Annotated in this window: 18 protein-coding genes and 2 tRNA genes; 13 read left to right on the top strand and 7 right to left on the bottom strand. The window is 73.2% G+C overall.

Going from position 1 to position 26117, the window contains the following annotated elements:
* The first annotated feature begins 44 nt into the window (after window positions 1–44).
* The 5 genes from AB0I49_RS28395 (at window position 45) to AB0I49_RS28375 (ending at window position 3884) form a co-directional block, all read left to right on the top strand.
* Window positions 45–117: transfer RNA gene (locus AB0I49_RS28395), tRNA-Ala, on the top strand.
* A 283-nt stretch (window positions 118–400) separates the two neighbouring features.
* The gene (locus AB0I49_RS28390; RefSeq protein ID WP_363229959.1) at window positions 401–1123 is read left to right on the top strand and encodes an MFS transporter; all 723 of its coding nucleotides are present in this window, start codon (window positions 401–403) and stop codon (window positions 1121–1123) included.
* Window positions 1124–1375: 252 nt separating this feature from the next.
* On the top strand, window positions 1376–1609 hold the full coding sequence (locus AB0I49_RS28385) for a hypothetical protein (protein WP_030876850.1): 234 nt from the start codon (window positions 1376–1378) through the stop codon (window positions 1607–1609).
* 222 nt (window positions 1610–1831) lie between these two features.
* A complete protein-coding gene (gene phsA, locus AB0I49_RS28380; protein ID WP_363229958.1) occupies window positions 1832–3673 on the top strand; it encodes an O-aminophenol oxidase PhsA in 1842 nt (613 codons plus the stop codon).
* Window positions 3674–3811: 138 nt separating this feature from the next.
* Window positions 3812–3884, top strand: a tRNA-Ala gene (locus AB0I49_RS28375).
* Between the two features lie 139 nt (window positions 3885–4023).
* On the opposite strand, the gene AB0I49_RS28370 is transcribed toward AB0I49_RS28375, so the two are convergent.
* The 3 genes from AB0I49_RS28370 to AB0I49_RS28360 form a co-directional block, all read right to left on the bottom strand.
* On the bottom strand, window positions 4024–6087 hold the full coding sequence (locus tag AB0I49_RS28370) for an NB-ARC domain-containing protein (protein ID WP_363229957.1): 2064 nt from the start codon (window positions 6085–6087) through the stop codon (window positions 4024–4026).
* Window positions 6088–6237: 150 nt separating this feature from the next.
* The gene (locus tag AB0I49_RS28365; protein WP_363229956.1) at window positions 6238–7779 is read right to left on the bottom strand and encodes an NADH-ubiquinone oxidoreductase-F iron-sulfur binding region domain-containing protein; all 1542 of its coding nucleotides are present in this window, start codon (window positions 7777–7779) and stop codon (window positions 6238–6240) included.
* Window positions 7776–8636: a hypothetical protein gene (locus AB0I49_RS28360; protein ID WP_363229955.1), complete on the bottom strand. Its 861-nt coding sequence runs from the start codon at window positions 8634–8636 to the stop codon at window positions 7776–7778. The genes AB0I49_RS28365 and AB0I49_RS28360 overlap by 4 nt, the downstream gene beginning before the upstream one ends.
* A 407-nt stretch (window positions 8637–9043) precedes the next feature.
* On the opposite strand from AB0I49_RS28360, the gene AB0I49_RS28355 reads away from it, so the two are divergent.
* From AB0I49_RS28355 to AB0I49_RS28330, 6 genes are all read left to right on the top strand, one after another.
* Window positions 9044–11008, top strand: coding sequence for a S53 family peptidase (locus AB0I49_RS28355; RefSeq protein ID WP_363229954.1), 1965 nt, complete (start codon window positions 9044–9046; stop codon window positions 11006–11008).
* A gap of 348 nt (window positions 11009–11356) precedes the next feature.
* Entirely contained in the window at window positions 11357–14224 is a 2868-nt protein-coding gene (leuS, locus tag AB0I49_RS28350; protein ID WP_363229953.1) for a leucine--tRNA ligase, read from the top strand.
* Window positions 14225–14519: 295 nt separating this feature from the next.
* Window positions 14520–15350, top strand: coding sequence for a hypothetical protein (locus AB0I49_RS28345; RefSeq protein ID WP_363229952.1), 831 nt, complete (start codon window positions 14520–14522; stop codon window positions 15348–15350).
* Window positions 15351–15437: 87 nt separating this feature from the next.
* On the top strand, window positions 15438–16283 hold the full coding sequence (locus AB0I49_RS28340; protein WP_363229951.1) for a DegV family protein: 846 nt from the start codon (window positions 15438–15440) through the stop codon (window positions 16281–16283).
* A gap of 577 nt (window positions 16284–16860) precedes the next feature.
* A complete protein-coding gene (locus tag AB0I49_RS28335; protein WP_363229993.1) occupies window positions 16861–17727 on the top strand; it encodes a ComEA family DNA-binding protein in 867 nt (288 codons plus the stop codon).
* Window positions 17724–20450, top strand: coding sequence for a ComEC/Rec2 family competence protein (locus AB0I49_RS28330; protein ID WP_363229950.1), 2727 nt, complete (start codon window positions 17724–17726; stop codon window positions 20448–20450). Before AB0I49_RS28335 ends, AB0I49_RS28330 begins: the two co-directional genes overlap by 4 nt.
* Here AB0I49_RS28330 and AB0I49_RS28325 read toward each other — a convergent pair.
* Together AB0I49_RS28325 and AB0I49_RS28320 are read right to left on the bottom strand one after the other, a co-directional pair.
* Window positions 20353–21843 carry a substrate-binding domain-containing protein gene (locus AB0I49_RS28325; protein WP_363229949.1) on the bottom strand — a complete coding sequence of 497 codons (1491 nt, stop codon included), beginning with the start codon at window positions 21841–21843 and terminating at the stop codon, window positions 20353–20355. The genes AB0I49_RS28330 and AB0I49_RS28325 overlap by 98 nt on opposite strands.
* A 249-nt stretch (window positions 21844–22092) precedes the next feature.
* Window positions 22093–22821: an FCD domain-containing protein gene (locus AB0I49_RS28320; protein WP_363229948.1), complete on the bottom strand. Its 729-nt coding sequence runs from the start codon at window positions 22819–22821 to the stop codon at window positions 22093–22095.
* A gap of 187 nt (window positions 22822–23008) precedes the next feature.
* Between AB0I49_RS28320 and AB0I49_RS28315 the strand changes: the two genes are divergently transcribed.
* Window positions 23009–23938 carry a VOC family protein gene (locus AB0I49_RS28315; protein ID WP_363229947.1) on the top strand — a complete coding sequence of 310 codons (930 nt, stop codon included), beginning with the start codon at window positions 23009–23011 and terminating at the stop codon, window positions 23936–23938.
* A 90-nt stretch (window positions 23939–24028) separates the two neighbouring features.
* Here the strand turns inward: AB0I49_RS28315 and AB0I49_RS28310 are convergent, their stop codons facing one another.
* Entirely contained in the window at window positions 24029–24277 is a 249-nt protein-coding gene (locus AB0I49_RS28310) for a hypothetical protein (RefSeq protein WP_363229946.1), read from the bottom strand.
* Window positions 24278–24334: 57 nt separating this feature from the next.
* On the opposite strand from AB0I49_RS28310, the gene holA reads away from it, so the two are divergent.
* The gene (gene holA, locus AB0I49_RS28305; protein ID WP_363229945.1) at window positions 24335–25324 is read left to right on the top strand and encodes a DNA polymerase III subunit delta; all 990 of its coding nucleotides are present in this window, start codon (window positions 24335–24337) and stop codon (window positions 25322–25324) included.
* Between the two features lie 495 nt (window positions 25325–25819).
* On the opposite strand, the gene rpsT is transcribed toward holA, so the two are convergent.
* Window positions 25820–26086: a 30S ribosomal protein S20 gene (gene rpsT / locus AB0I49_RS28300; protein WP_363229944.1), complete on the bottom strand. Its 267-nt coding sequence runs from the start codon at window positions 26084–26086 to the stop codon at window positions 25820–25822.
* Window positions 26087–26117 lie beyond the last annotated feature (31 nt).

Below are 26117 nucleotides of genomic sequence, written 5' to 3'. Positions count from 1 at the left end.
TTGTTCGCGGAACGGCGGGGAAACCCCCGGGGCCGCAGGACAGCGGGGCTATAGCTCAGTTGGTAGAGCGCCTGCATGGCATGCAGGAGGTCAGGAGTTCAATTCTCCTTAGCTCCACAGTTCGGAAGATCCCGTCCTTCTCGTCGAGGGGCGGGATCTTCTGCTGTCTCTGCTGTCCCCTCGGAGCAGGGGGCGAGGGCGGCCCTCACTCTCGCCCGGCGGCTGCGCAGGAAGGCGGCCGGCTCGGGCCTCGGGCACATGACCGATACCTGCGCTCCCATTCCGAGGGCCAGTAAAGACGGCGGCACTGACAACCGACGCCGAGCACCGACACCGAGGAGCCGGTGCTCGGCAGCCGCCGTCCCGCCGGCCGGCTCGCCCCGGGCGGCTGCTGGCCATCGTGCTCACCGGCCAGTTCATGGCGCTGCTGGACGCGTTCATCGTGAATGTCGCGGCCCCCGACATCCGCTCCGACCTGCACGCCTCGGGCTCCGGGCTGCAATTGGTGATCGCGGGCTTCACCATCGCGTACGCGGTGCTGCTGATCACCGGCGCGCGGTGCGGCGACCGGTTCGGACACGGGCGGGCGTTCATGGCGGGGCTCGTGGTCTTCACGGCGGCCTCACTCGCCTGCGGGCTGGCGGGCAGTACGGGGCAGTTGATCGGGTTCCGCTTCGTCCAGGGCGCGGGCGCCGCGGTGATGTTGCCGCAGGTCCTCAGCCTGATCCAGCGTACGTACACGGGCAGTTCGCGGACGCGGGCCCTCGGCGCGTACGCGGCGGTCTCGCTCGCCGGGGTCGGGCTGATGTTGCGCGGCGGCGGCAGCGGTGGGCCGGGGCTCTATGCGGCGCCGGCCGGGGTCGGTCTCGGGGTGGGGGGAGCGTACGGTCCGACGCTTACGCGGGCGCTGGCCGCGGTGCGGCGGGAGGATGCGGCCGATGCCAGTGGGGTGCTGGTGACGACCGCTCAGCTCGGGCTGCTGGCAGGGGTGGCAGTTTTCGGCGCGGTCTTCCTCGGCGGGGCGGGGGCGGGGTCGCCGGCGCGTTCGTCCGCGCACGCGCTGTGGGCGACCGCTCTCGCGCTGGCCGGCACGGCGGCGGCCGCGGCGGGACGGGCCTGCTGAGACGGCGGCGCTGACCTCGTAGCCGGCGCATGGCAGAATCGGACAGCCGGTAGGTGGACAGGGGCGAAGGTGAGGGAAGGTGACATGTCGGCGCGCATGCTTGAGGAGGACGGTGCAAGCGGTGTCCTTCTCGCGTCGACTTCCTTCGGTCGCCCGTTCCGCCGGCGGTTCGGCCCAGGGGCCCAAGTGGCCGGTGACCGCGGCGGAGTGTTCTATGGGTGCGCCGGCCCCCGCCACGCCTGGAGCTGACTGATGGGTGCACACAGCCGGAAGTGCGACTGGTGCGGCAGCGGGACGCCGATCGTCCGCGACATGGAGCCGCTCAACTCCTCCTACCAGTACTGGTGCGTGGAGTGCGCGCGGGCGCTGATCATAAAGGGCGACCCGATCGAGACGTACCGGGAGCTGGAGGGCGAGCCGATCTACGGTCGGCTGCTCGACGAGCACTGCGCGCTGAAGCGTTTCTACTCCTTCGCGACGGCCTGACGCCGCCTCATGAGGGGTGCTCGCCCCTCGGTTTCGCGGTGGCACGGCTCCGCTTCCGTGACGGTCCGGCCCTGCTTCGTAACGGTCCGCCCCGGTGCCGGGTCTTGGTCCGGAACCTCCCCGGAAGCCGGAACTCCCCCTGAAACTACGCGCGTTAACGGGTCAAGAGCTGCCGCCGGAAAATGATCGGCGGCGCGGGGGAAGCGACACGGGGGTCGCAGCATGACCGATACGGAGATTCAACCTGTCCGGAACCCGGCGGAGGCCGGGGACGCCGCGGAGACCGCGAAGCAGGCGGCCGCGGCGGAACTCACACCGTTCATCGACGCCTTGCCCATACCGCCGGCGCTGCGGCCGGGCCGGCAGGAGGCGCTGGACGGCATCGACATCGACCTGACGGCGACCTGGGTGCGGCTGCACTCGCAGCTGCCGCCGACCAAGGTATGGGCCTATGGGGGGCACTTCCCCGGGCCGACCATCGAGGTTCCCCGGGGGCGCCGGCTGCGCGTCCGGTGGAACAACCGGCTCACGGGGAGCTACCCGGTGACGGCGGTGGAGGCCGTGCCGAAGCCGGGCGCGCCCTCGCCGAGCGACGTGCCGGGCCGCAGCGGCGCGGAGCCGCTCGCCGATGTTGCGGCGCTGCCGCCGTGGACGGTCACCCATCTGCACGGCGCGGTGACCGGCGGCGGCAACGACGGCTGGGCGGAGAACGCGGTGTCGCCCGGAGACAGCCAGCTCACCGAGTACCCCAACGACCACCGGGCGGCGACCTGGTGGTATCACGACCACGCCATGGACATCACCCGCTGGAACGTTTTTTCGGGGCTGTCCGGGCTCTATCTGGTGCGCGACGACGAGGAGCGGGCGCTGCGGCTCCCGGCGGGGGAGCACGAGATCCCCCTGATCATCCAGGACCGCAACCTCGACCAGGATGAGGACGGCAGGCTGACCGGGCGGTTGCTGCACAAGACCGTCGTCGTCGGGAAGGACGCCGCCGACAAGAACGTGACGGTGCCGTTCGCGGGCCCGTACACGCTGGTCAACGGCGTCATCTGGCCGCACCTGGACGTGGCGGCGCGCTGGTACCGCTTCCGGCTGCTGAACGCGGCCAACGCGCGGACCTTCCAGCTCCGGCTGGTCGACGACGCGACGGGGGAGCAGGTGCGCGGCGCGGCGTGGCAGATCGGTTCGGACGGCGGGCTGCTGCCCCGGCCCGTACCGGTCGACGGGCCGCTGTCCGTGGCGCCGGCCGAGCGGATCGACCTGCTGGTCGACTTCGGGCGGGTGCGGGGGCGCCGCGTGCGGCTGGAGAACGCCGCGCCGGGCGTTCCGTACCCGCAGATCATGCAGGTGCGGGTGGGCGCGGAGCCGGTGCGCGACACGTTCGTGCTGCCGCAGGTGGTCTCGACGTCGTTCCGGCGCATCACGCACGAGACCGCGCCGAAGCACGGGCACCGGATGGTGGCGCTCACCCCGCCGGGCACGGCGGGCCAGGCGCACCCGGAGATCTGGGAGCTGCACGAGGTCGATCCGGGCCACGCCAAGATCCCCAGCGAGGGCGTGGTGCAGGTCAAGGGCGCGGACGGCAAGCTGCGCACGTACCAGCGGGGCGCCCGCACCTTCGACGACGCCCTCGGCTTCATGGTCGAGCACGACGCCTGGGAGCAGTGGAGCTTCCTCAACCTGGGCGGCGCGGGGACCCATCCGATGCACATCCACTTGATCGATTTCCAGGTGCTCAGCCGGGACGTCTATCCGCAGGGGCCGGGGAGCCCGTTCGATACCCAACTGGGCGGGACCCGCAGCCCGCTGGAGTACGGGGGGAATGTGCCGATATCGCCGGGTGACTCGGGTTGGAAGGACGTCATCCAGGTGCCGCCGGGGCAGATGGTGAATGTGATCGGCCGCTTCCATGGCGCGCAGGGCCGGTTCATGTACCACTGCCATCTGCTGGAGCACGAGGACATGGGGATGATGCGGCCGCTGGTGGTCATGCCCGCCGAGGTGATGAAGTTCCACCACGGCGACACCGGCCACGGGCACGGCGGTCATGAAGGGCACTGAGTGACGAGCGGGCGCGGGGTACGGCCGTACCCCGCGCCCGTGCGCTTCAAGCACGATCTCGCAATCGATTTGGCAAGGGGCGGGGGCACCCGTGTAATGTAGGCGACGCCGCCGGGGAAACCGGGCGGACCACAGCACGGGGCTATAGCTCAGTTGGTAGAGCGCCTGCATGGCATGCAGGAGGTCAGGAGTTCAATTCTCCTTAGCTCCACAGTCACGAAGATCCCGCCCGATCCATTCGATCGGGCGGGATCTTCGCGTTGCCAGGGGCGGCGGGCCCCTCCCGGGCGGGAGCCCCCACCCGGCCAGGGTCACTCGGTCAGGGCCACTCGGCCAGGAGTCGCCTCCGCTCAGCGTGCCTCGTGCGCTGCGAGCGCGGCCAGCAGCAGCGCCTCGGCGGACTGTGACTGCGCCTGCCGCAGCCGTTCGTCGTAGGCCGCGCCGCCCAGCAGCTCCCGGGTCCGGGTCCGGGTCTGTTCACACAGCGGGAGCACCTCGGGTGTGCCGCGCCGGAGCAGGCCCACGGCGCGCCAGAACTGGTTGCCCGCCCCGATCGCGACGACCGCGCACTCGGGGTCGCCCTGCGCGGACCAGCTGGCGGCCAGCAGGTCGAGGCCCATCGCGATGCCGAACTGATCGCCGATCCGCCGCTTCGATTCGAGCATGTCACGGGCGTGCCGGCCCGCCTCGCCAGGACGCTCCTCGAACAAGGCGATCAGCGAGAGCTGGTAATCCACATAGGAGCGGGTCCAGTACTCCCGCAGCCGCACGCAGAGCTCACGCAGCGCCTCCGCCTCGCACCGGGCCTCCTTGAGGCGGCCGGCGCCGGTGAGCGCGAAGACGCGGACGAGCCGGCACAGCACGATGCCGAACGCGGGACCGCCCGCCTGTTCGCCCTCGTCCGGTTCGCCGCCGTCGCGCTGCGCCGGCGCTCCGCCGCGCGTCGCCTCGTCGGCGCTGTTCAGCGCCTGCACGGGCAGGCCGTCCAGCAGCGCGGCCAGCCCCTGGAGGTAGACGGCCTGCCGTGCGACGTCATCGTCCCCGGCCCCGAGGTCCTCCGCCAGGCTCTCGTCCGCGAACCCGCGCCCCTGATCGTGCTCTCCCCGCAGGATCCGGGTCAGCCCCAGGGCCCACAGCCCGCGCGCCCGGCGGGTCCCGGGTTCGGGGATCTCCCGCAGCGCGATCTCCCCGTAGTGGGCGACCTCGTGCAAGTGGCCGGAACAGACCCAGAAGAAGGCGATGTCCGCCACCAGGCCGAGCGCCGCCGCGTCCCTCTCGTCCAGCAGGAACCGCAGCGCGGCGCACATGTCGTGGTAGAGGTCGCGGATACGGGCGTACCAGTACTGCTGCCCGGGGCCCAGCCACTCCTCGTTCGCCCTGTGGGCCGTCTCCGTCATCACCGTGGCGTGCCGGGCGGAGACGGGCCGCACTTCGCCGAGTTCCCGCAGCCACATGCGTCCGTAGGCGCGCACGGAGTCCAGCATGCGGTACCGGCCGTGGTCCACGGTGACCACGGACTTGCGTACGAGTCCGGTGAGCGCGTCGCGCAGGGCCTCCGCCGTCAGCGGGCCTCCGAGACACACCATCTGGGCCAGTTCGGCGTCGAACGTCTCGGGGAACACCGAGAGCCGTGCCCACAGCAGGCGCTCCGCCGGACGGCACAGTTCATGGCTCCACCCCACCGCCGTACGCAGGGCCCTGTGCCACGGGGGGCGCATCTCCGGCCGGTCCGTGGCGTCCAGCGCCTGCTCGGCCAGTTCCCAGGTCTGCTCCAGCGTCCAGTGGCGCAGCAGGCCGACGGTCAGCTCCAGCGCCAGCGGCACGCCCTCCAGGTGGGCGCACAGGCGCTCGGCCAGCAGACGGTCCGTCGTCCCGTCCCGCAAGGGGTGTCCGAGGGCGGCCGCCCGCTGCTCGAAGAAGGTGACCGCGGCCGTTCCGGGAGGCAGCGGTCCCAGTTCGAGAAGCGTTTCCTTCGCTGTGCCCAAGGGCTCCCGGCTGGTGGCGAGCACGGTCAGCCGGGGGCAGGCGGCCAGCAGCTCGGCGACCATCGAACGGCAGGCGTCCACGAGGTGCTCACAGGAGTCCAGGACGAGCAGCACGCGGCGGTCGCCGATCCAGTCGCACACCGCGTCCACCGGCATCCTCGGCGTGTGGTCCGAGAGGTCCAGCGCGTCCGCCACGACGGCGGTCAGCAGCTCGCTGCCCTGCAACGGCCAGAGATCGGCCCAGCACACCGCGCTGAACCCCGTCCAGTCGCCGGACCGGGCGCTCCGGAGCGCCAACCGGGATTTCCCCATTCCGGCTCCGCCCGTGAGCGTCACCAGGCCCGGCTTCCCGAGAGCCTCGGCCAGTTCTCGCAGCTCGAAGGTCCGGCCGACGAAGGACGTGTTCTCGTTCGGAAGGGTATTCAGCACGAGGACGAGTCTGCTCGCGAGCCCCCGTGCTGTCCCCGCCTCCCGGGAATCCGGTGGGGTTTCGGCACGGCGCATCACCCCTTCGAGGGGCCTCGGAGCTTCCGGCCGGCGGCGCCGGCCGGGCGGGCACTCGCGTCGACAGACCGCAGCTCACTCCCGCCTCTCCAACCGCAGCGCCAGTGCCGGGCAGCGGCGTACGGCCCGTAACGCGCGTCCTCTTGAAGAGGCCGGGACATCCCCGGCGGCGAGCGTCGGAAAGCCGTCCGCGCCGAGGCGTACGAGATCCGGGAGGAGCCCCGCGCACAGGCCGTGTCCCTCGCACAGGGTCCAGTCGACGGCCAGGCGCTCGCCGGTCGGGGCGCTCGGCGCCTCGGGGCCGTCGGGGAACGGCAGCGGCAGTACCCCCGCGGTGCCGCGGCCGCAGCCGTCGCCCAGGACATGCGCCGCCAGGTCGTCCGTGAAGGCCGTCAGGGCCGACAGCACGAAGCGGGCCGCCCCGTCCGGGTGGCCGCACGCGCCCCGGCCGCGCACGGACGGCGCCGCCCGCCGTACCGCCTCCAGCGCGTCCCGTCCGCCGCCGCCCACCACGTCCGCGAGGGCTCCGGCCAGGGCGGGCAGCCCGAGGCGGCACGGACCGCACTGGCCGGCCGACTCCGCGGCGAGCCACAGGGCGGCCCGTACGGTCTCGCCGAGCGGGCACGTGGCGGCGGGGAGCGGGAGGACCGCGCCCGCGCCGAGCGTTCCGCCCTGGGCGCGCAGGCCCTCGTACGAGAGGGCGGCGCCGTACGCCGTCGCCTGGTCCAGCCAGGCGCCGTGGTAGCCGCCTATCAGCACTCCCGGGGGCGCGGGCTCGGCTCCGCACGACTCCAGGACGTACGGCAGGGGCACCCCGCTCGGGGCCTCGACGACGAGCGGCCGGCCGACCGCGCCGGCCACGGTGAGCAGCAGCGTGCCCGGTTCGGCGAGGGTGCCGGTGGTGGCGTAGCGGGCCGTGCCTAGGCGGGCGGCGAGGGCGAGTTGGGCGAAGGTCTCGGTGTTGGACAGGAGCGTCGGCACGCCGCCGAGCCCCTCCTCCGAGGCGTGGACGCGCCGCCCCGGCGGCAGTGGGGGGCCGCCGTCCGCCCCGCGCAGCAGCGCGGACGCCTCGCCGGAGACCAGCCGTTCGGGCAGCCGGACGACCCGCGCGCGGAGCGTCCGCCCGCGCCGGTCGGCGAGCCCCTGTTCGGCCAGCGCGGCTCGTACGGACTCCTCGGTGGCCTCCCGCGTCACGCCGACCACCAGGGTGCGCGCGCCGAGGGCGCCGGCCGCCAGGAGCGCGCCGTCCAGCACCAAGTGCGGGGCCCGGCGCAGCAGTACGGCGTCCTTGCGGCACGCCGGTTCGCCCTCGCAGCCGTTGACCACCACGGCGGGCCGCACCCCGCGCCGCCGGGCGGCCTCTCCTACGGCCCGCATCTTCCGCGCGAACGGGAAGCCCGCCCCGCCCCGCCCCCTCAATCCGATCGTATCGGCGACCTCTGTCACTTGGTCCTCGGTGAGCGACGGCATCGAGCCGTGGACCACCAGATGCGCCCGCCGCTCCAGCCGCTCCGCCTCGCCGAACCCGGCCGTCAGCCGCGGCACTCCGAGGGCGAGCACCTCGGGCACCTCGGGCAGCGGCCCGGACGCCGCGTGCTCCCCGGGGGGCGCGCTCACGACCCGTCACCCGTAGCGGCGTCGCGCGAGGGGCGGCCGAGGGCGACGGGGAGCGGTCCGGGGCCGGCGGAGCGCGGCCGGGGGACCAGGGGCGTGTCGGCCGCCTGTTCCCGTGACAGCTGCGTCGTACGCACGGGGTGTCTGGTGTGCCCTGTGTGACCTGTGTGCGCCGGGCGCGCGGAACCGCCTTCGCGCCGCCTCGCGCGCCGGGTCCGTACGAGCCGCAGGACCAGCGCGCCCGCCACCGCGGCCAGGCACAGCCCGTAGCAGACGCTCACCCAGGTCGACGGCGGGCGGCCGGACTTGAGGCCGTGCACGATCGCCGCGCACCACGCCGGGTACGCGCACGCGTGCAGCGCCCGCCAGCGCCCGGCGGCCCGGCCGCGCCCCGCGAAGACGCTCCGGAGGACGCCCGTGGCCGCCGCGAGGACCATCAGATGGCCGGCCAGCGCTCCCAGCCCGATGAGCCCGCCCGCGCCCCGCACCCCCATGGAGAACGGCAGCAGGGCGGCGAGCAGCCCCGCATGGGCGTCCGCGACCTTGAGGGTGATGTGCAGCAGCAGGAAGCCGAGGGCGCAGACCGCCGTCGCGCGGTGCACGGCCTGCGCGAGCAGCCGCCCGCGCGGGGTGAGCAGCGCGCGGCCGGACGCGATGAGGCCCCAGACGACCGTGGCCGTGAGGGAGAGCAGCGTCAGCACGCCGCCGGTGTAGTCGAGGAACCGGCGCGGTCCGCCCCCCGCCGCGAACGGCAGTACCAGCGCGAGGGCGAGCAGTGCGAGGGTCCCGGCGGCGAGGGCCTGACGGGGCGGCCTGGGCAGTCTCAGGGCCCCGGCGCGGCTCCTGCGGTGGATGCGCATGCCCGCAAGCTAGGCACCGGCGAGCGGCGTTTCGGCGGCCTTCCGGCAACCGCGACGGCCGGCGGTGGGTCGCTGCTAACGTCGGTCCGTTCACCGGTCCGGTCATCCATTCCAGTCATCCGGTCCGTCCACCGGTCCTCACCCGGCCTGTCCATCGGCCCTCTCTCGGCCCCGTCCACCGGTCCTCACCCGGTCCGGTCATCCGGCCTTCATCAAGAGCACCCATTCCCCCCGGCGGCAGCCGCTTGTGAACGCCGTATCGCATGTCTGATCATGACCGTTCCTTGGGCTCTTCTTGGTGAACGCATGCCCCCTGTATGAACGCTTGACCGAAAGAGTGGCGGTTTACGTGGGTGCTACATCCAGCGCCTCCGTCATATGCGATGGATCGGACCGCAGGGGGTTCCATGAGATCAAGCCGCTCCAGAGTGCGCGCCGGACTGGCCGCGGCGGCGACGCTGCCGCTGGTCGCCGGCGCTCTCGCGCTCGGCGTGCCCACCGCAAACGCCGACTCCGGCCCGCACGACCGGCACGCGCTCCAGGGCACCAAGCCCCTGTGGGCCACGCCCAAGGCCGACCGCGGCGACACACCCAAGTCGAACAAGGTCGCCGTGCGCGTCTACCTCGCCGGACGGGACGCCCCGGGCCTGGCCGCGTACGCCCGCTCCGTGTCGGACCCGAACTCGCCCTCGTACGGCAAGTACTTGAGCGCGAAGCAGGCGAAGGCGCGCTTCGGCGCCACCAAGGAGCAGATAGCCAAGGTCGGCGACTGGCTGACCTCCTCCGGCCTCAAGGTGACCGGCGTCAACGGCCACTACCTCTCCGTGAGCGGCGACACGGCCGCCGCCGAGAAGGCGTTCGGCACCCGGCTGCACAACTACGCGAAGGACGGGAAGACCTACCACGCCCCGTCCAGCGACGCCACCGTGCCCGCGGCGCTGAACGGCGCCGTCCTCACCGTCGTCGGCCTCAACAACGCCCCCCGGCTGGCCAAGCACGACGCGACGCTGCCGCCCCCGAGCGCCGTCTACCGCAACTCCGGCCCGTTCTCCACGTACTACGGCTCGAAGGTCAACAAGAACCTGCCGTCGGCCTACGGGACGCACCAGCCGTACGCGATCAAGGGCTACACCGGCAAGCAGCTGCGCGCCGCCTACGGGGCCAAGAACTTCACCGGCAAGGACGTGACCGTCGCGATCACCGACGCGTACGCCTCGCCGACCATCGCCGCGGACGCCCAGCGGTACGCCCAGCGCAACGGCGACAAGAGCTACCGCAAGGGCCAGCTCACCCAGGTGCTGCCCGACGACTACACGCACACCGGCGAGAACGAGTGCGGCGCGGCCGGCTGGTACGGCGAGGAGACCCTCGACGTCGAGGCCGTGCACGCCGTCGCCCCCGCGGCCGACATCGTCTACGTCGGCGCCGCGTCCTGCCAGGACGACGACTTCATCGACACCCTGAACAAGGTCGTCGACAACCGCCTCGCCGACATCGTCTCCAACTCCTGGGGCGACATCGAGGCCAACGAGACCCCGGACACGGCCGCGGCCTACGACCGGATCTTCCAGCTGGGCGCCGTCGAGGGCATCGGCTTCTACTTCTCCTCCGGCGACAACGGCGACAACGCCGCCAAGACCGGCACGAAGCAGGTCGACACCCCCGCGAACTCCCCGTGGGTCACCTCCGTCGGCGGCACCTCGCTCGCCGTCGGCAAGGGGAACAAGTACCAGTGGGAGACCGGCTGGGGCACCCACAAGGCCGACCTCTCGAAGAGCGGCGACAGCTGGACCTCGATGCCCGGCGCGTACACCGGCGGGGCGGGCGGCGGCACCAGCAAGCTCTACGAGCAGCCCTTCTACCAGCGCGGCGTGGTCCCGGACTCGCTCTCCAAGGCGAACGGCTCCAAGCCGATGCGCGTCGAGCCCGACATCTCCGCGGTCGCCGACCCGCAGACCGGCTTCCTGGTCGGCCAGACCCAGACCTTCCCGGACGGCTCGCAGCAGTACGCCGAGTACCGCATCGGCGGCACCTCGCTGGCCGCGCCGGTGATCGCGGGCGTCCAGGCGCTCGTCCAGCAGGCGCGGCACGGCGTGCCGGTCGGCTTCGCCAACCCGGGCATCTACGACCGGTACGGCACCGCCGCCTACCACGACGTCACCGACCACCCGCTGGGCCAGGGCCGCGGCCTCGGCGTCGTGCGCGTCGACTACGCCAACGGCTTCGACGCCAAGGACGGGCTGCTCACCTCGCTGCGCAGCCTGGGCGGCGACAGCTCCCTCTCCGCGACCGTCGGCTACGACAACGTCACCGGCGTCGGCTCCCCGGCGAGCGACTACGTGACCTCGTACCGGCCGGGGAAGCGCCACTGAGCCTCCCCGTACCGGCAGGGCGCCCGGCGGCCGCTCAGCGGCCGCCGGGACGCCCGTACGGCGGCGGCGGGGCCCGCGCCCGGGTGGACCTCGGTGCGGGCCTTTCGGCGGCTGCGGTAACCTGACCCCATGCGTGCCGTACGCCTTCTGCTTAGCCGGCCGCGCTGATCAGCACCGACCGGTGGATCCCACCAGGTCGGACTCGGCGCGGCGTCCCCTCCTGTGCGAGGGGATTTTGCATTTCAGGTGCGGTTACCGGATGCGGGCAGTCCCCGATGCGGGCAGTCCCGGATGCAGGCAGTGCCGGATACGGGCAGACAGGCAGAGACGATCGATGGAGCTAGGACGATGAGCGAGACCAATTCCGCCGCCGAGGTGGCCGCGCCGCACCGTTACACGGCCGCGCTGGCCGCTGACATCGAGGCACGCTGGCAGGACTTCTGGGACGCGAACGGGACGTACGAGGCGGCCAACCCCAGCGGCGACCTGGCGGGGGCGCCGGAGACCGTGGCGCTGCCCAAGAAGTTCATCATGGACATGTTCCCCTACCCGTCGGGCGCGGGGCTGCACGTCGGCCACCCGCTGGGCTTCATCGCCACCGACGTGCACGCCCGCTACCACCGCATGACCGGCCACAACGTCCTGCACACCCTGGGCTTCGACGCCTTCGGGCTGCCCGCCGAGCAGTACGCGGTCCAGACCGGCACCCACCCGCGGGCCTCCACGGAGGCCAACATCGTCAACATGCGGCGCCAGCTGCGCCGGCTGGGCCTGGGCCACGACAAGCGCCGCTCGATCGAGACGATCGACCCCGAGTACTACAAGTGGACGCAGTGGATCTTCCTGCGGATCTTCAACTCCTGGTACGACGACGAGGCCCGGCGCGCCCGCCCCATCGACGAACTGGTCGAGCAGTTCGCCAGTGGTGAGCGGTCCACCCCGGACGGCCGCCCCTGGAGCGACCTGACCGCCGCGGAGCGCGCCGACGTCCTGAGCGGCCACCGCCTGGCGTACGCCTCCGACGCGCCCGTCAACTGGTGCCCCGGCCTGGGCACCGTCCTGGCCAACGAAGAGGTCACCGCCGACGGCCGCTCCGAGCGCGGCAACTACCCCGTCTTCAAGGCCAAGCTGCGCCAGTGGAACATGCGCATCACCGCCTACGCCGACCGGCTGCTGGACGACCTGGACGGGCTGGACTGGCCCGAGGCCATCAAGCTGCAGCAGCGCAACTGGATCGGGCGCAGCGAGGGCGCGCGGGTGGTCTTCCCCGTAGGGGAAGAGAAGATCACGGTCTTCACCACCCGGCAGGACACGCTGTTCGGCGCGACCTACATGGTGCTGGCCCCCGAGCACGAGCTGGTCGAGAAGATCACCCCGGCCGCCTGGCCGGAGGGCACCCACGAGGTCTGGACCGGCGGCCATGCCACCCCCGCCGAGGCCGTCGCCGCGTACCGCAAGCAGGCCGCCTCGAAGTCCGACGTCGAGCGGCAGGCCGACGCCAAGGAGAAGACCGGCGTCTTCACCGGCGCGTACGCGACCAACCCGGTCAGCGGCGAGCGGGCCCCCGTCTTCATCGCCGACTACGTGCTGATGGGCTACGGCACCGGCGCGATCATGGCCGTCCCCGCGCACGACAGCCGCGACTTCGCCTTCGCCCGCGCCTTCGAGCTGCCGATGCGCTGCGTCGTCGAGCCCGCCGACGACCGCGGCACGGACCCGGACACCTGGGACGACGCCTTCGACTCGTACGACGCGAAGCTGGTCAACTCCGCGAGCGAGGAGATCTCGCTGAACGGCCTGGGCGTCGCCGACGCCAAGGCGGCGATCACCGAGTGGCTGGCGGCGCGCGGCATCGGCGAGGGCACCGTCAACTTCCGGCTGCGCGACTGGCTGTTCAGCCGCCAGCGCTACTGGGGCGAGCCCTTCCCGATCGTCTACGACGAGGACGGCGTCGCCCACCCGCTGCCCGAGTCGATGCTGCCGCTGCAGCTGCCCGAGGTCGACGACTACTCGCCCCGGACCTTCGACCCCGACGACGCGGACACCTCCCCGGAGACCCCGCTGTCCCGCAACGAGGACTGGGTGAACGTCACCCTGGACCTGGGCGACGGCAACGGCCCCCGGCGGTACCGCCGCGAGACCAACACCATGCCCAACTGGGCCGGTTCCTGCTGGTACGAACTGCGCTACCTGGACCCGCACAACAGCGAGCAGCCGGTCGCCCCGGACATCGAGCGCTACTGGATGGGCCCGCGCGAGGGCCAGCCGCACGGCGGCGTCGACCTGTACGTGGGCGGCGCGGAGCACGCCGTGCTGCACCTGCTGTACGCGCGCTTCTGGTCCAAGGTGCTGTTCGACCTGGGGCACATCTCGTCGGCCGAGCCGTTCCACAAGCTCTACAACCAGGGCATGATCCAGGCGTACGTCTACCGGGACAGCCGTGGGATCGCCGTGCCGGCCGCCGAGGTGGAGGAGCGCGACGGCGCGTACTACTACCAGGGCGAGAAGGTCAGCCGGCTGCTGGGCAAGATGGGCAAGTCCCTGAAGAACGCCGTCACGCCGGACGAGATCTGCGCCGAGTACGGCGCCGACACGCTGCGCCTGTACGAGATGGCGATGGGCCCCCTGGACGTCTCGCGCCCCTGGGACACGCGGGCCGTCGTCGGCCAGTACCGGCTGCTGCAGCGGCTGTGGCGCAACGTCGTGGACGAGGCGACCGGCGAGGTCACGGTCGTCGACGCCGAGCCCGACGAGGACACGCTGCGCGCCCTGCACAAGGCCATCGACGGCGTTCGGCAGGACCTGTCCGGGCTGCGCTTCAACACCGCCATCGCCAAGATCACCGAGCTGAACAACCACGTCACCAAGGTGCGCGAGGTGCCCCGGTCCGTCGCCGAGCCCCTGGTGCTGCTGATCGCGCCGCTGGCCCCGCACATCGCCGAGGAGCTGTGGCGCAAGCTGGGCCACCAGGACTCCGTGGTCCACCACGACTTCCCGGTCGCCGACCCCGCGTACGTCGTGGACGAGACCGTCACCTGCGTCGTACAGCTCAAGGGCAAGGTCAAGGCGCGCCTGGAGGTCTCGCCGTCGATCTCCGACGAGGAGCTGGAGAAGCTGGCGCTGGCCGACGAGGCCGTGATCGCGGCGCTGGGCGGCGCGGGCATCCGGAAGGTGATCGTCCGGGCGCCGAAGCTGGTGAACATCGTTCCGGCGTAGTTCCGGCGAGGCTCCGGCGTCGCTCCGGTGTAGTTCCGGCGTAGGCGCACGCCCCCTCCGGTATGTCCGCCGAAGGGGGCGTTCGCGGGGTTTTCGCCGGAGTTCGGGGTTCTTCCCTAAGGGCAGGTTGGGGGTCCATTCGGAACCCGCGGCCTGCCCGCGCCGTTTACGGTGGAGGTAGGCGAAAGACCACCGGCGGACGCCGGACCGACGGACGCGGGCGGGCCGTGGAGAGCTCGCGGCAGGACCGCCGGCGACCGTCGGAAACACTCTGCCGAGCCGCTGAGGAGCGCCCATGGAGGCCGTGGCCGTGATCGTTGCGCTGTTCTTCGCGGCATTCGTGGCGCTGGGGGTGATCGCCGCCGTCAAGGCCGTACGGGCCGTGAAGCGCGGCGTGGACCGCACGGTCCACCAGACCCGGCGGACCGTCGAGGACACCCGGCTGAAGGCCAAGCAGTACACCCAGTCCGGCCCTGTCGGCGAGCTCGCCGAGCTGCGGCTGTCGCTGCGCGGCGCGATGCGGGCGACACAGGACGCGCTGCGCCTCGCCTCCGCCGAGGACGCCTCGCTGTCCGAGGCGATGGGCCTCTTCGAGCGGCTCAGCGAGCACGGGCACCAGCTCGACGACGAGCTGCGGCGGCTGGAGGGCGAGCCGGACAAGGCCCGCGTCGCGGCCCGGCTGCCGGAGTTGCGGGAGCGTACGGACCGGGTGCGGCACTCCGCGAACTCGCTGCGGTGGGCGGCGCAGGACCGCGCCCGGCAGTTCGTCGACGACGACTTCGCGGCGCTCAACGACCAGATCGATCTGGAGGCGGGGGCGCTGCGGCACTGGGTGCCCGCCGCGGACGGGGCGAACGGCGCGGACGGGGCGAACGGCGCGGACCGCCCGGACGGGATGCCTGGCGCCGCGGGGCAGGAGGGCAGCGCGGCGGGCACGGCGCGGTCCGGTTCCGACGGCAAGGTGCGCCCGGGTTCCGACGGCACGGCGCGGCCCGGTTCCGACGGTGCCGCGGGGCAGGGCGAGGTCCCGGGCGACAAGCCGTCCGCGATCTCCGGAGGCAACCGGAGTTGGCAGCGCCCGGCCTACCCCTGGCAGAAGAGCAGCCGCCCCGAGAACAGCCTCTGACCTCATGGGCACCGCGCGTAAGGTGGGATGATCACCCGGCGGGGTCCGCACTGCCGCCTGGAGGGCCTGACGGGTAACCTCCGGGGCATGTCCCCCCATGTCGCGATCATCACCGATTCCACGGCCTACCTGCCGCAGCAGGCGATGGAGCGGCACCGCATCACGAGCGTGCCGCTGACGGTCGTACTCGGCGACGAGGCGCTCGAAGAGGGCACCGAGATCTCGGCCCGCTCCGTCGCCGCGGCACTCCAGAAACGCAAGCCGGTGACGACCTCCCGGCCCAGCCCCGCGGTCTTCGCCGCCGCCTACCGCGCGGCGGCCGAGGCGGGGGCGGCGGGCATCGTGTCGCTGCACCTGTCGTCCGAGTTCTCCGGCACGTACGACGCGGCGGTGCTCGCGGCGCGGGAGGCGCCCGTTCCGGTGCGGGTCGTGGACACCGGCATGGTCGCGATGGCGCTGGGCTTCTGCGCCCTGACGGCCGCCGAGACGGCGGACGCCGGCGGGTCCCTGGACGAGGCCGTCGCGGCGGCGGAGAAGCGCGCCGAGGGCACCGCCGCGTACTTCTACGTCGACACCCTCGACTACCTGCGGCGGGGCGGCCGGATCGGCGCGGCCCAGGCGCTGCTGGGCTCGGCCCTCGCGGTCAAGCCGCTGCTGCAGCTCGACGGCGGCCGGATCGAGTTGATGGAGAAGGTGCGTACGGCTTCGAAGGCCATCGCCCGGCTGGAGGAGATCGTGGTCGAGCGCGCCGGCACGAGCCGCGTCGACGTCGCCGTCCACCATCTGGCAGCCGCGGAACGGGCCGACGCACTCGCCGACCGGTTGCGGGGCCGCCTGCCCGACCTGGCGGAACTGCACGTCAGCGAGGTGGGCGCGGTGATCGGGGCGCACACGGGACCGGGCTTGCTGGGGGCTGTGGTCTCCCCTCGGTGACCATCTGTGACGCTCGTGATGCCCGTGCTACCCGTGAGGGTGGCCGAGTTATCCACAACTGGCGAGTTATCCACGGAATTTGAGGGCTCTCGGCGAGATCGGCCGATCTTCCCTACCGTCGGTTGGCATGACGCCACGATCACACACAGCGACGACGGGTCCGGGGCGCGGCCCGGACCCGCGCACCCGCCACCGCTACGGCCATCACCACCACCGACGCCGTGCTGGGCACCGCGCGTCCGGCACGGCTCCGACTGCCGCCCGCGAGCGAGCGGCCGGACTCTTCGCGGGTGCGGCGTCGGGGCGGGCCGTGCCGGGGCGGGCCGCCGTGCCGGGTGCGGGGAGTGCGCCGGTGCTGGTGCCGGTGCTCACGTCGGGCGTGAGGAGCGGGCCCGCGGCGGCGGGTGCCGGGGGGCATGACGGGCATGACCGTACGTTCGGCGGTGGTCGTGAGAGCGGCGGGCACGACCGAACGGTCAGTGCTGGCCGTGAGCGTCGCGGGGCCGGAGCCGGGGGATTGGCGGTGTCCGCCGGGGCGGGGGACCGGCAGGGTGGCCCGGGCCGGGCCGATCGGGATATCGGGGGTGACGGGGTCGGTCGGGGTGGTGGGGGCGGCCGGGAAGACGAGGGCGGCGAGGGCAGCGGGGGCGGTCCGGCTGAGGTGTCGCGGACGGAGCCGGTCAGCGACGTGAGCCGGGGTTCAGCGGAGGTGGTCGGGGACACCGGTGGCGCCGTCGGTGACGGGGGCGGGGGCGGCGACGGGGCTCGGGACCGGCGGCGGCGCGGCCGTATGACCGCCCTCGGAGTGGGGGAGCGGGTGCGCTCATGGGCGCTGCTTCGTTGCGGCATCGAACCCAAGACGCTGGCAGCCGTGGCGGCGGTGCTGCTGGCCGTGTCCGTCTTCGCGGTTCACCACTTCTGGACGGGACGCCCGCAGACGGTACGGGCGCCCGCGGCCGAACCCGCGAGGCCGCGCCCCGCTCCGGCCCCGCCGCCCATGGCGGGCCGAGACGCCCGACGGGTCGTGGTCGACATCGTGGGCAAGGTGCGCACGCCGGGTGTCCGTCGGCTGCCGGCCGGTTCGCGGGTCGCCGATGCGCTCAGGGCGGCGGGAGGCGTCCGGGAGGGGGCGGACACCAGCGGCTTGAACCGGGCCAGGGTCCTCACGGACGGCGAACAGATCGCGGTGGGGAAGCCTCCGGCCGCCGCTGCGGCGCAGGGCGCCGCGCCGGGCGGGGCCTCCGGTCCGGCCGGGCCGGTCAGCCTCAACTCCGCCACGGCGGCGCAGTTGGACACCCTTCCCGGAGTCGGCCCGGTGCTGGCCCAGCACATCCTCGACTACCGCTCCCAGCACGGCGGCTTCACTTCCATCGACGACCTCCGCCACGTCAACGGCATCGGCGCCCGCCGTTTCGCCGACCTCCGCCCGCTGGTCCAGCCATGACCGGCCCCCGCCTCGCGGTCCACGCCACCGCGCGCTCCCCGCACGGCGCCGCCGACCCCCGCCAGGAGGGCCCGCCCGACCTGCGCCTCGTCCTCCCCGCCCTCGCGACGTGGGCGGCCGCGGCACTCGCGCTGACCGCCTCCGGCGCCGCGGTAGCGGTGGCCTGCGGCGGCGCCGCCCTGGTGGCCGTTGCGCTGCTGGCGGCCGAGCGCCTGGGCGCGAGGACGACAACGCGCTGTGCTGAGCCGTCGCCGTCGCCGTCGCCGTCGCTGCCGGCTTCGGCTCGGGTGGCTGGGCCGTCTCCGCCGGCGCGGCCGGACCCGATGGCTCCGGCGGGCGCGGGGAGCCCGGCGCGCGGGGCTCCAACTCGGCCTGGGCGAGCGCCCAGCGTCAAAGTGGCGCTCGCGATGGTGCTGCTCTGCGCTGCCGCCGGCGCGGGGGCGGCCGCGCTGGACGCCGCGGATGTTCGGCGGGGGCCGTTGCCGGGAGTGGCTCGGGAGTATGGAGAGGGGGTTGTGGACGTGACGGTCACCGGGGACCCGCGCGTCATCCGGCCGCGGGTGAGTGGGGCGGCGATGGCCGCGCCGGGCGTCGTGTTCGAGGGGGAGGCGGGGCGGGTGACGACGGTGGGCGGGGGCACGATGGCGACGAGGACGCCGGTGCTCGTCATCGTGCAGCAGAACCGCGCCGAGGCCCGGCCGCCCGCCGAGTGGCTGAGCCTGCTGCCGTCCACGCGGCTGCGCGTGCGGGGGCGACTGGCGCCGCCGTCGCACGGAGGCGAGCGGATCGCCGCCGTGGTGCGCGTCAGGGGCGGCGGGCCGCCGCGGGTGACCGGCCCGCCGACGGTCGCGCAGCGCGTGGCGGGTCGGCTGCGGGCGGGGTTGCGCGAGGCGACGGACGGGCTCGGGCCGGATGCCCGCGCCCTGTTGCCGGGGCTGGTGGTGGGCGACACCGCCCGCGTGTTCCCCGAGCTCGACGCGGCGTTCCGGGCCACGGATCTGACGCATCTGCTCGCGGTGTCCGGCAGCAACCTGACGATCATCCTCGTGCTGCTGATCGGCCCCGCGCACCTGGCCGTGCGCGCGGAGCGGCGCGGCCTGGCGGCGCGGCTCGGGGTGCCGCTGCGGGCCACGGCGTGGTTGGGCGGCGGGCTGACGCTCGCGTTCGTCGTCGTGTGCCGCCCGGACCCCAGCGTGCTCCGGGCCGCGGCCTGCGGCCTCGTCACGCTGCTCGCCATCGGCACCGGACGCCGCCGTACGCTCCTGCCCGCGCTGGCCGGGGCCGTGCTGCTGCTGGTGTTCTACGACCCGTGGCTCGCGCGCAGTTACGGGTTCGCGCTGTCCGTGCTGGCCACCGCGGCCCTCCTGCTCATCGCTCCGCGCTGGAGCGCGGCCCTGCGGCGGCGCGGGGTGCCGCCTCGGGCGGCCGAGGCGCTCGCGGCGGCCGCCGCCGCGCAGGCGGTCTGCGCCCCGGTCGTCGTGGTGCTGGCCGCGCGCGTCAGCCTCGTCGCGATCCCCTGCAACCTCCTCGCGGAACTGGCGGTCGGCCCGGCCACGGTCCTCGGGTTCGCCGCGCTCGCCGTCGCGCCGATCGCGCTGCCGGCGGCGAAGGGCCTGGCCTGGCTGGCGGGGTGGCCGGCCGGCTGGATCGCGTCGGTGGCCCGTACGGGAGCGGGGCTGCCCGGTGCGGAATTCGGCTGGCCGCAGGGGTGGGGCGGCGGGCTGCTGTTGGCGGTGGTCACGGGGGTCGCCGTGTTCGCGGCGCGCAGGGCGCTGCGGCACCCCGTGCTGTGCGCGGCGTGCGCGCTGCTGCTGCTCGTCGCGGTCGTCCGCCCGGCTCCGCTGACGCGGGCGATCACCGGCTGGCCGCCGCCGGATTGGCGCATGGTGGCGTGTGACGTGGGTCAGGGCGACGCGCTGGTGTTGGCCGCCGGGCCCGGCACGGCCGTGGTGGTGGACACCGGGCCGGAACCGCGAGCCGTCGACCGGTGTCTGAGAGAGCTCGGCGTGGACACCGTGCCGCTCCTCGTCCTCACGCACTTCCACGCCGACCACACCGAAGGGCTGTCCGGCGCGCTGCGCGGCCGCGCCGTCGGCGCGATCGAGACGACGACGCTCGAAGAGCCGCCCGACCAGGTGGCGTCCGTGCGGCGCGAGGCGGCGGCCGGGCGGGTGCCGGTGGTCGCGGCGGTGCCGGGGGAGCGGCGGCGCGTCGGCGGCCTGTCCTGGGAGGTGCTGTGGCCGCCGCCGACGTCCGGGTCCGCGCGGGCGGGGGCCGAGGACGGTCCCAATGACGCGAGCGTCACGCTCCTCGTCCGTACGGCGGGGCTGACCGTACTCCTGCTGGGAGACCTCGAACCGCCCGCGCAGCAGGCCCTGTTGGCGGCGCACCCCGGACTGTCCGCGGTGGACGTCGTCAAGGTCGCCCATCACGGGTCGGCGTATCAGGACCCGGAGCTGATACGCCGCCTGAGGCCGCGCCTCGCCGTGATCTCCTGCGGGGCGCGCAACCTGTACGGGCATCCGTCGGCCCGTACGGTCGCGGCGCTGCGGTCCGGCGGGGCGGCCGTGCTGCGCACCGACACGGACGGGCCGATCGCGGTGGTGGGGGACGGCTCCGGGGTGGTCAGGGCTGGGCGCAGGGGGAGTCCGGCCGGGCTCGCAGGTCGGCGCAGGGGACATGGCCGTAGGTCCGCATGGTGTTTTTGGCCGTGTCGCTGCTGAGGTAGGTGAGGAATTTGGCGGTGAGGGAGCCGTCTTTGGGAGGGCCGTAGGTGTAGAAGTTCTCGACCGCCCAGAAGGGATAGGTGTTTTGACGGACGCGCTCGATATCGGGTTCGCCGCCGTCCAGCAGGAGGCGGTTGACGTTCGGCTGCTTGGTGGCGGCGGACATCTCGCCGTAGCCGATGGCGCCCGGCACCCGGTTGACCTCGGCGACGAGCTGGTCGGTGCTGCTCAGCTCGCAGTTGACGAACCGGGCGGAGGGGATGCGGTCCTTGTTGCGGCAGTCGTCGGAAGAGGCGACGGGCTCCGTGCCGCCGCGCAGCACCTTCTGCTCGAAGACCTTGCGGGTACCGGAGTTGGAGGTGCGGCTGACGAAGCGAATTTCCCGGTCGTTGCCGTTGAGCTGGTTCCAGTTGCGGTACTTGCCCGCGTAGACGTCCCGCAGTTGACGCAACGTCAGGTTGTGGACCCCGGTGTCCTTGTTGACCATGACGCTGAAGATCACGACGCCTGCCGGCTGCCCCCGCAGCTGCTGGAAGCTGCGGGGCGCGGGCCCGTCCGACACGGCGATGCGGGCCGGGGCGCCGGAGCGGGCCTTGCCGAGGCTGTTCAGCTCCTGCAGCGCGGTCAGGCTCGCGCTCTCCGCCACGGTGATCTCGGCCTCGGGGCACTGCCGCTCGTACGCCGTGCTGATCAGCGAGGTCAGCCGGGCGAAGGCGGACGACCCGGTGACCGTGAGCCGTCCCGCCGCGCACTCGCTGCGCGGCGGGTCCTCCGAGCCGCTGAGCTGGAGCCCGCCGAGCAGCCCGACCAGGATGATGAAGACCGAGCCCAGCGCGAGGCTGACCGGCTGCGGACCGCGCCGCTGCGCGTTCCGCACGATCCGGCCGCCGCTGAGGAAGCCCTCCAGCGTGACGCGCTCCCCGGACCCGGTCCCGGAGAGCAGGACGAGGAGCTTGAAGTGGTTGCGCTTGTTGAGCGGCACGCGGGGCAGGGTGAGGCGGCTGCCGTCGGGGCGCAGGCCGCCGTTGCGGGTCAGCATGGCCGCGAGGTTCGGCGGGTTGGCGTCCGGGACCTCCACCCCGACGACGGTGCGGCCCGCGAAGTCGACGGTCAGCGGCTCCTGGTAGTCCTGGCGGACGATGTCCTTGCTGCCGTCGTTCTCGATACGCAGCAGCGCCAGCGTCGCGCCCGTGATCTCCCGGTCCGCCCGCAGCAGCCGCAACTGGACGATGTTGTGCGCGGCTTGCGGGTTCATGCCGATCGCCGTGTCCATCTGCACCCGGTAGCCGATCCGTTTGCGCCCCGGCAGGAACCGGTCCACGGCCCAGATCAGCGCGGTCGCCAGCAGACCGGCGGCGGCGAGGATCGTCTCGGTGCTGGGCAGCGTCACGGGGGACCTCGCACGGGCGATCGGTCGAGCGTCGAGCGTTCGTATGCGAGCAACGTACGAACGCGCCACGCGCCCCGGGCGCGTTTCCGCTTCCCGTCACCGGAGGTTCATCCCCCGTCCGTCGGACTCCGCCGAAGCGCGCCGCGGTCCGCCGCAGCCCGCTGTACCCACCCGCCGCACCGACCGCACCTGCCGCACTCGCCGCAGCCGCCTCACTCGCGACGACGGCGGTCCATCGCGGCCGTCACGTCACGAGCCCTCCGCGTGCGGGGTGTTGTACAGCGGGCCCGTGGGGCTGGTGTGGTGTTCGCGGATCAGCCGGAGCGACGCCTCGCGGTCCCGGCGTTCGAGCGCGTCCACGATGTCGCGGTGCAGTTCGTGGCGCTGGGCGATGTACTCGCCGAGGGGCTGTTCGCCGCCCGGCAGGACGCCCAGGGTGTGGGACTCGATGAGGTCGAGCAGGTTGTTGTAGAGCGAGCGGAGCAGGGCGTTGGGGCTGATGGCCGCGATCTGCGCGTGGAGCCGCCAGTTCGCGCGGACGAAGGCGACGGCGTCGGCGGCCTCCACAGCCCGCTCCATGACGTCGAGGTGTCCGCGCAACTGGGCGAAGTCGGCCGGGGAAGCGTGCCAGAGGGCGTCCTCGATCAGCAGCGGATCGAGCGCGTCCCTGATGCGGACGGCCTCGGCGACATCCGTCTCCTGCGCGTCGAGGGCGAGGACGGAGTTGCCCAGCCTGACCATCGGCGACGGCTCCGAGGAGAAGATCCCGCCGCCCGGCCCCGGGCGTACGGTCACGAGGCCGCGCGCCTGGAGGAGCCGCAGGGACTCGTTGAACGTCCCCACGGAGACGGCGCACCGGCTGCGCAGCTCCTCCTTGGTGCCGAGCCGGGTGCCGGGCTCGGCGCCTTCGGCCAGTTCGGCGATGCGGCTCGCGGCCTGTTCGGCCCGGCCGGGTGCGGTGGGGCGGGCGGTGTTCACGGCGCTCCTCGACATAGCCGAATCTATTCATTATGGATATTACAACTACCCCCTCTTGACGCCATGAACAGCAGCGGCGCAGGATCTCTATAATCATCATGCTCAATTAATGCGGAATGAGTACGGAACGAGTGCGTACGAGAGCGCCCCCTGGGCCTCTGCGGATTGCGGACGAAGGAGCCCCGCCATGGCACTGCACCGTCTGATCTCCATCACCATGGGCGTCCCCGATGTCGCCGGGACGGCGGCGTACTACGCCGACCTCGGCCTCTCCCCGGACGGCGACGGCTGGTTCGCCACCCGCGACGGGGGCCGCCAACTGCGCATCGTGCACGCCCCGACGCGCCGCCTCGTGGAAGCGCGCATCGGTGTCGACGACCCCGACGATCTCGCCGCCGCGGCGCACCGGCTCGCCCGCCTCGGGGCGCCCGCCGAGACCGCCGGCACCTCCCTGACCGCGTACGACAGGGCCACCGGGTTACGCGCGGTCCTCGACGTCGCCCCGCGAGCGGCACAGCCGGCGCCGGTCCCGGCCACGCCGTACAACGGGCCCGGACGTATCGAGCGCGTGGGCTCGCGCGCGCCGGGCACCCGGCGCTCCGCGCCGGTCCGCCCGCGCAAGCTCGGCCACGCCGTCGTCGGCACCACCGACTTCGACGCCACGGCCGCCTTCTTCCGCGACGGCCTCGGGCTCAAGGCCAGCGACTACATCAAGGACTCCGGAGCGTTCCTGCGCTGCTCCACCGACCACCACAACATCCTCGTCCTCAAGGCGCCCGTCACCTTCCTGCACCACACGTCCTGGCAGGTGGACGACGTCGACGACATCGGCCGCGGCGCGATGGCCATGCTGGAGGACCACCCGGAGCGGCACGTTTGGGGCCTGGGCCGGCACCACGCCGGGTCCAACTTCTTCTGGTACCTCAAGGACCCGGCCGGCAACTTCGCCGAGTACTACTCCGACATGGACTGCGTCGTCGACGACCAGCTGTGGAAACCCGAGGTCTTCGAAGGCGCCAAGGGGCTGTTCAGCTGGGGCCCGCCGCCGCCCGCGTCCTTCCTGCACCCTGAGGACCTCGCCGCCCTCATGACCCGGAGCCACAGCGCGGCGGGATGACCGGAGCGATGCCACTGGCCCCCGTCCGGGGGGACAGTTGTCCCAGGAGGAGGCAGCGCCGCCCCCGCCTCCGGAGCCGGGGCCCACGGCTCAGTGGCCGGATTCCCGCCAGCCCTCGTACTCGGCGGCGAACTCGTCCAGCGCCGTCGCGTCGAGCCGCCCCGCCGGGTCCTCGACCACCACCAGCCACTGCGCGTCCTCGGCGTCGTCCTCGCCCGCCAGCGCGTCGCGGACGAGCTGCGGCTCCTCGCGCACGCCGAAGCGGTCCCCGAGGGACTCCGCCACCTCCTCCGCGGCATCCCGGTCGGGCAGCACCAGCACATGTCGTACATCGCTCACCCCTGCATTCTCCGGCACGCGCGGCACTGTCAGTGCCGCATGGGATGCTGGACCGCGATGGCCAGGAAACCTTCCCCCGACGACCTGCTCGCCCCCGTCACGCTCGCGGTGGGCCAGGAGGACCTGCTCCTCGACCGAGCCGTGCAGCAGGTGGTGGCGGCCGCCCGCGCCGCCGACGCCGACACCGACGTGCGCGACCTCACCTCCGACGCGCTCCAGCCCGGCACGCTCGCCGAACTGACCAGCCCGTCCCTCTTCGCCGAGCGCAAAGTGGTGGTCGTCCGCAACGCCCAGGACCTCTCCGCGGACACGATCAAGGACGTGAAGGGCTATTTCTCGGCGCCGGCCGAGGAGATCACGCTCGTCCTGCTGCACGCCGGCGGCGCCAAGGGCAAGGGCCTGCTGGACGCGGCCCGCAAGGCGGGTGCCCGTGAGGTCGCCTGCCCCAAGATGACCAAGCCCGCCGACCGGCTCGCGTTCGTACGCTCCGAATTCCGCGCCACCGGCCGCTCCGCGACCCCCGAGGCGTGCCAGGCCCTCGTGGACGCCATCGGCAGCGACCTGCGCGAGCTGGCCAGCGCCTGCTCCCAGCTCGTCGCGGACGTCGAGGGCACCATCGACGAGGCCGTGGTGGCCCGCTATTACACGGGCCGCGCCGAGGCGTCCAGCTTCACCGTCGCCGACCGGGCCGTGGAGGGCCGGGCCGCCGAGGCGCTGGAGGCGCTGCGCTGGTCGATGTCCACGGGGGTCGCGCCCGTACTGATCACCAGCGCCCTGGCCCAGGGCGTACGGGCGATCGGGAAGCTGGCCTCCGCCCCGCGCGGCGCCCGCCCCGGCGACCTGGCCCGCGAGCTGGGCATGCCGCCCTGGAAGATCGACCGGGTGCGCCAGCAGATGCGCGGCTGGTCCGCGGACGGCGTCGCCGTCGCGCTGCGCGCCGTCGCCGAGGCCGACGCGGGCGTCAAGGGCGGCGGCGACGATCCGGAGTACGCCCTGGAGAAGGCCGTCGTCGCCGTGGCCCGCGCCGCCCGAGCCAAGGGCCGGTGACCGGCCCCGGATCGCACCCGCGACATATCGCACGGCGACGGACCACATGCCAGGCCCCCGCGCCCGGAGCCAGTGGCCGTACCCGGAGGCCGTGCCTCCGCTGCATAGAGCAGCCCGACCCCGCGCCCTACAGCCGACGCGCGGCGTGCTGAGCGGGCGGGCGCGTACAACCTGAGGCGTGGTGCCAGCGCGTACGCCCTCGCGCGGGGCGCGCGGACCAGCGAGCAGTACGCACCATCCGGCGGCGTGTGCGCCGAAGGCGTCGCCGCGCACACGTCGAAGGCCCCGAGCCGCCCTGGGGAAGAACGGGCTCGGGGCCTTCGGATTCACGCTGTGTGCGCCGCACCCGCGTGGCGAACGCAGGCTCGTGTGCGGCGCGGTGCCCCAGTCAATGGCTGGAGCTTCCGGACCGGAGCGGTAGAGAGGGTCCGCTGAGTCCTGTCCGGCGGGTCCGGGGCCGCGCCCCGGGGTCAAGCTGTGGAACTACAGGAGGCTTCAGCCCTGGAGGGAGGCGACCCGCTTGGCCATCGCCGACTTCTTGTTGGCGGCGGCGTTCTTGTGGATCACGCCACTGCTGGCGGCCTTGTCGAGCTTCTTGCCGGCGAGGGCGGCGGCAGCGGTGGCCTTCTCCAGGTCACCGGCGGCAACGGCCTCACGGGTCTGACGGATCGCGGTCTTGAGCGAGGACTTGACGGCCTTGTTGCGCAGGCGCGCCTTCTCGTTCGTCTTGTTCCGCTTGATCTGGGACTTGATGTTCGCCACGAAAGAGCCTTCTCAGGTTCGTCGGATTTCG

Source organism: Streptomyces sp. NPDC050617 (assembly GCF_040654795.1).
In the GTDB taxonomy this organism is placed as follows: domain Bacteria; phylum Actinomycetota; class Actinomycetes; order Streptomycetales; family Streptomycetaceae; genus Streptomyces.
Note: the sequence above shows the minus strand (reverse complement) of the source record. Positions and strands in the feature narration are given on the sequence as shown.

Bases quoted from the DNA above. Each gene is read 5' to 3' on its own strand.
- phsA (WP_363229958.1), top strand. From the start codon at position 1,832: ATGACCGATACGGAGATTCAACCTGTCCGGAACCCGGCGGAGGCCGGG.
- AB0I49_RS28340 (WP_363229951.1), top strand. From the start codon at position 15,438: ATGTCCCCCCATGTCGCGATCATCACCGATTCCACGGCCTACCTGCCG.
- AB0I49_RS28315 (WP_363229947.1), top strand. From the start codon at position 23,009: ATGGCACTGCACCGTCTGATCTCCATCACCATGGGCGTCCCCGATGTC.
- AB0I49_RS28345 (WP_363229952.1), top strand. From the start codon at position 14,520: ATGGAGGCCGTGGCCGTGATCGTTGCGCTGTTCTTCGCGGCATTCGTG.
- holA (WP_363229945.1), top strand. From the start codon at position 24,335: ATGGCCAGGAAACCTTCCCCCGACGACCTGCTCGCCCCCGTCACGCTC.
- AB0I49_RS28330 (WP_363229950.1), top strand. From the start codon at position 17,724: ATGACCGGCCCCCGCCTCGCGGTCCACGCCACCGCGCGCTCCCCGCAC.
- leuS (WP_363229953.1), top strand. From the start codon at position 11,357: ATGAGCGAGACCAATTCCGCCGCCGAGGTGGCCGCGCCGCACCGTTAC.
- AB0I49_RS28385 (WP_030876850.1), top strand. From the start codon at position 1,376: ATGGGTGCACACAGCCGGAAGTGCGACTGGTGCGGCAGCGGGACGCCG.
- AB0I49_RS28355 (WP_363229954.1), top strand. From the start codon at position 9,044: ATGAGATCAAGCCGCTCCAGAGTGCGCGCCGGACTGGCCGCGGCGGCG.
- AB0I49_RS28360 (WP_363229955.1), bottom strand. From the start codon at position 8,636: ATGCGCATCCACCGCAGGAGCCGCGCCGGGGCCCTGAGACTGCCCAGG.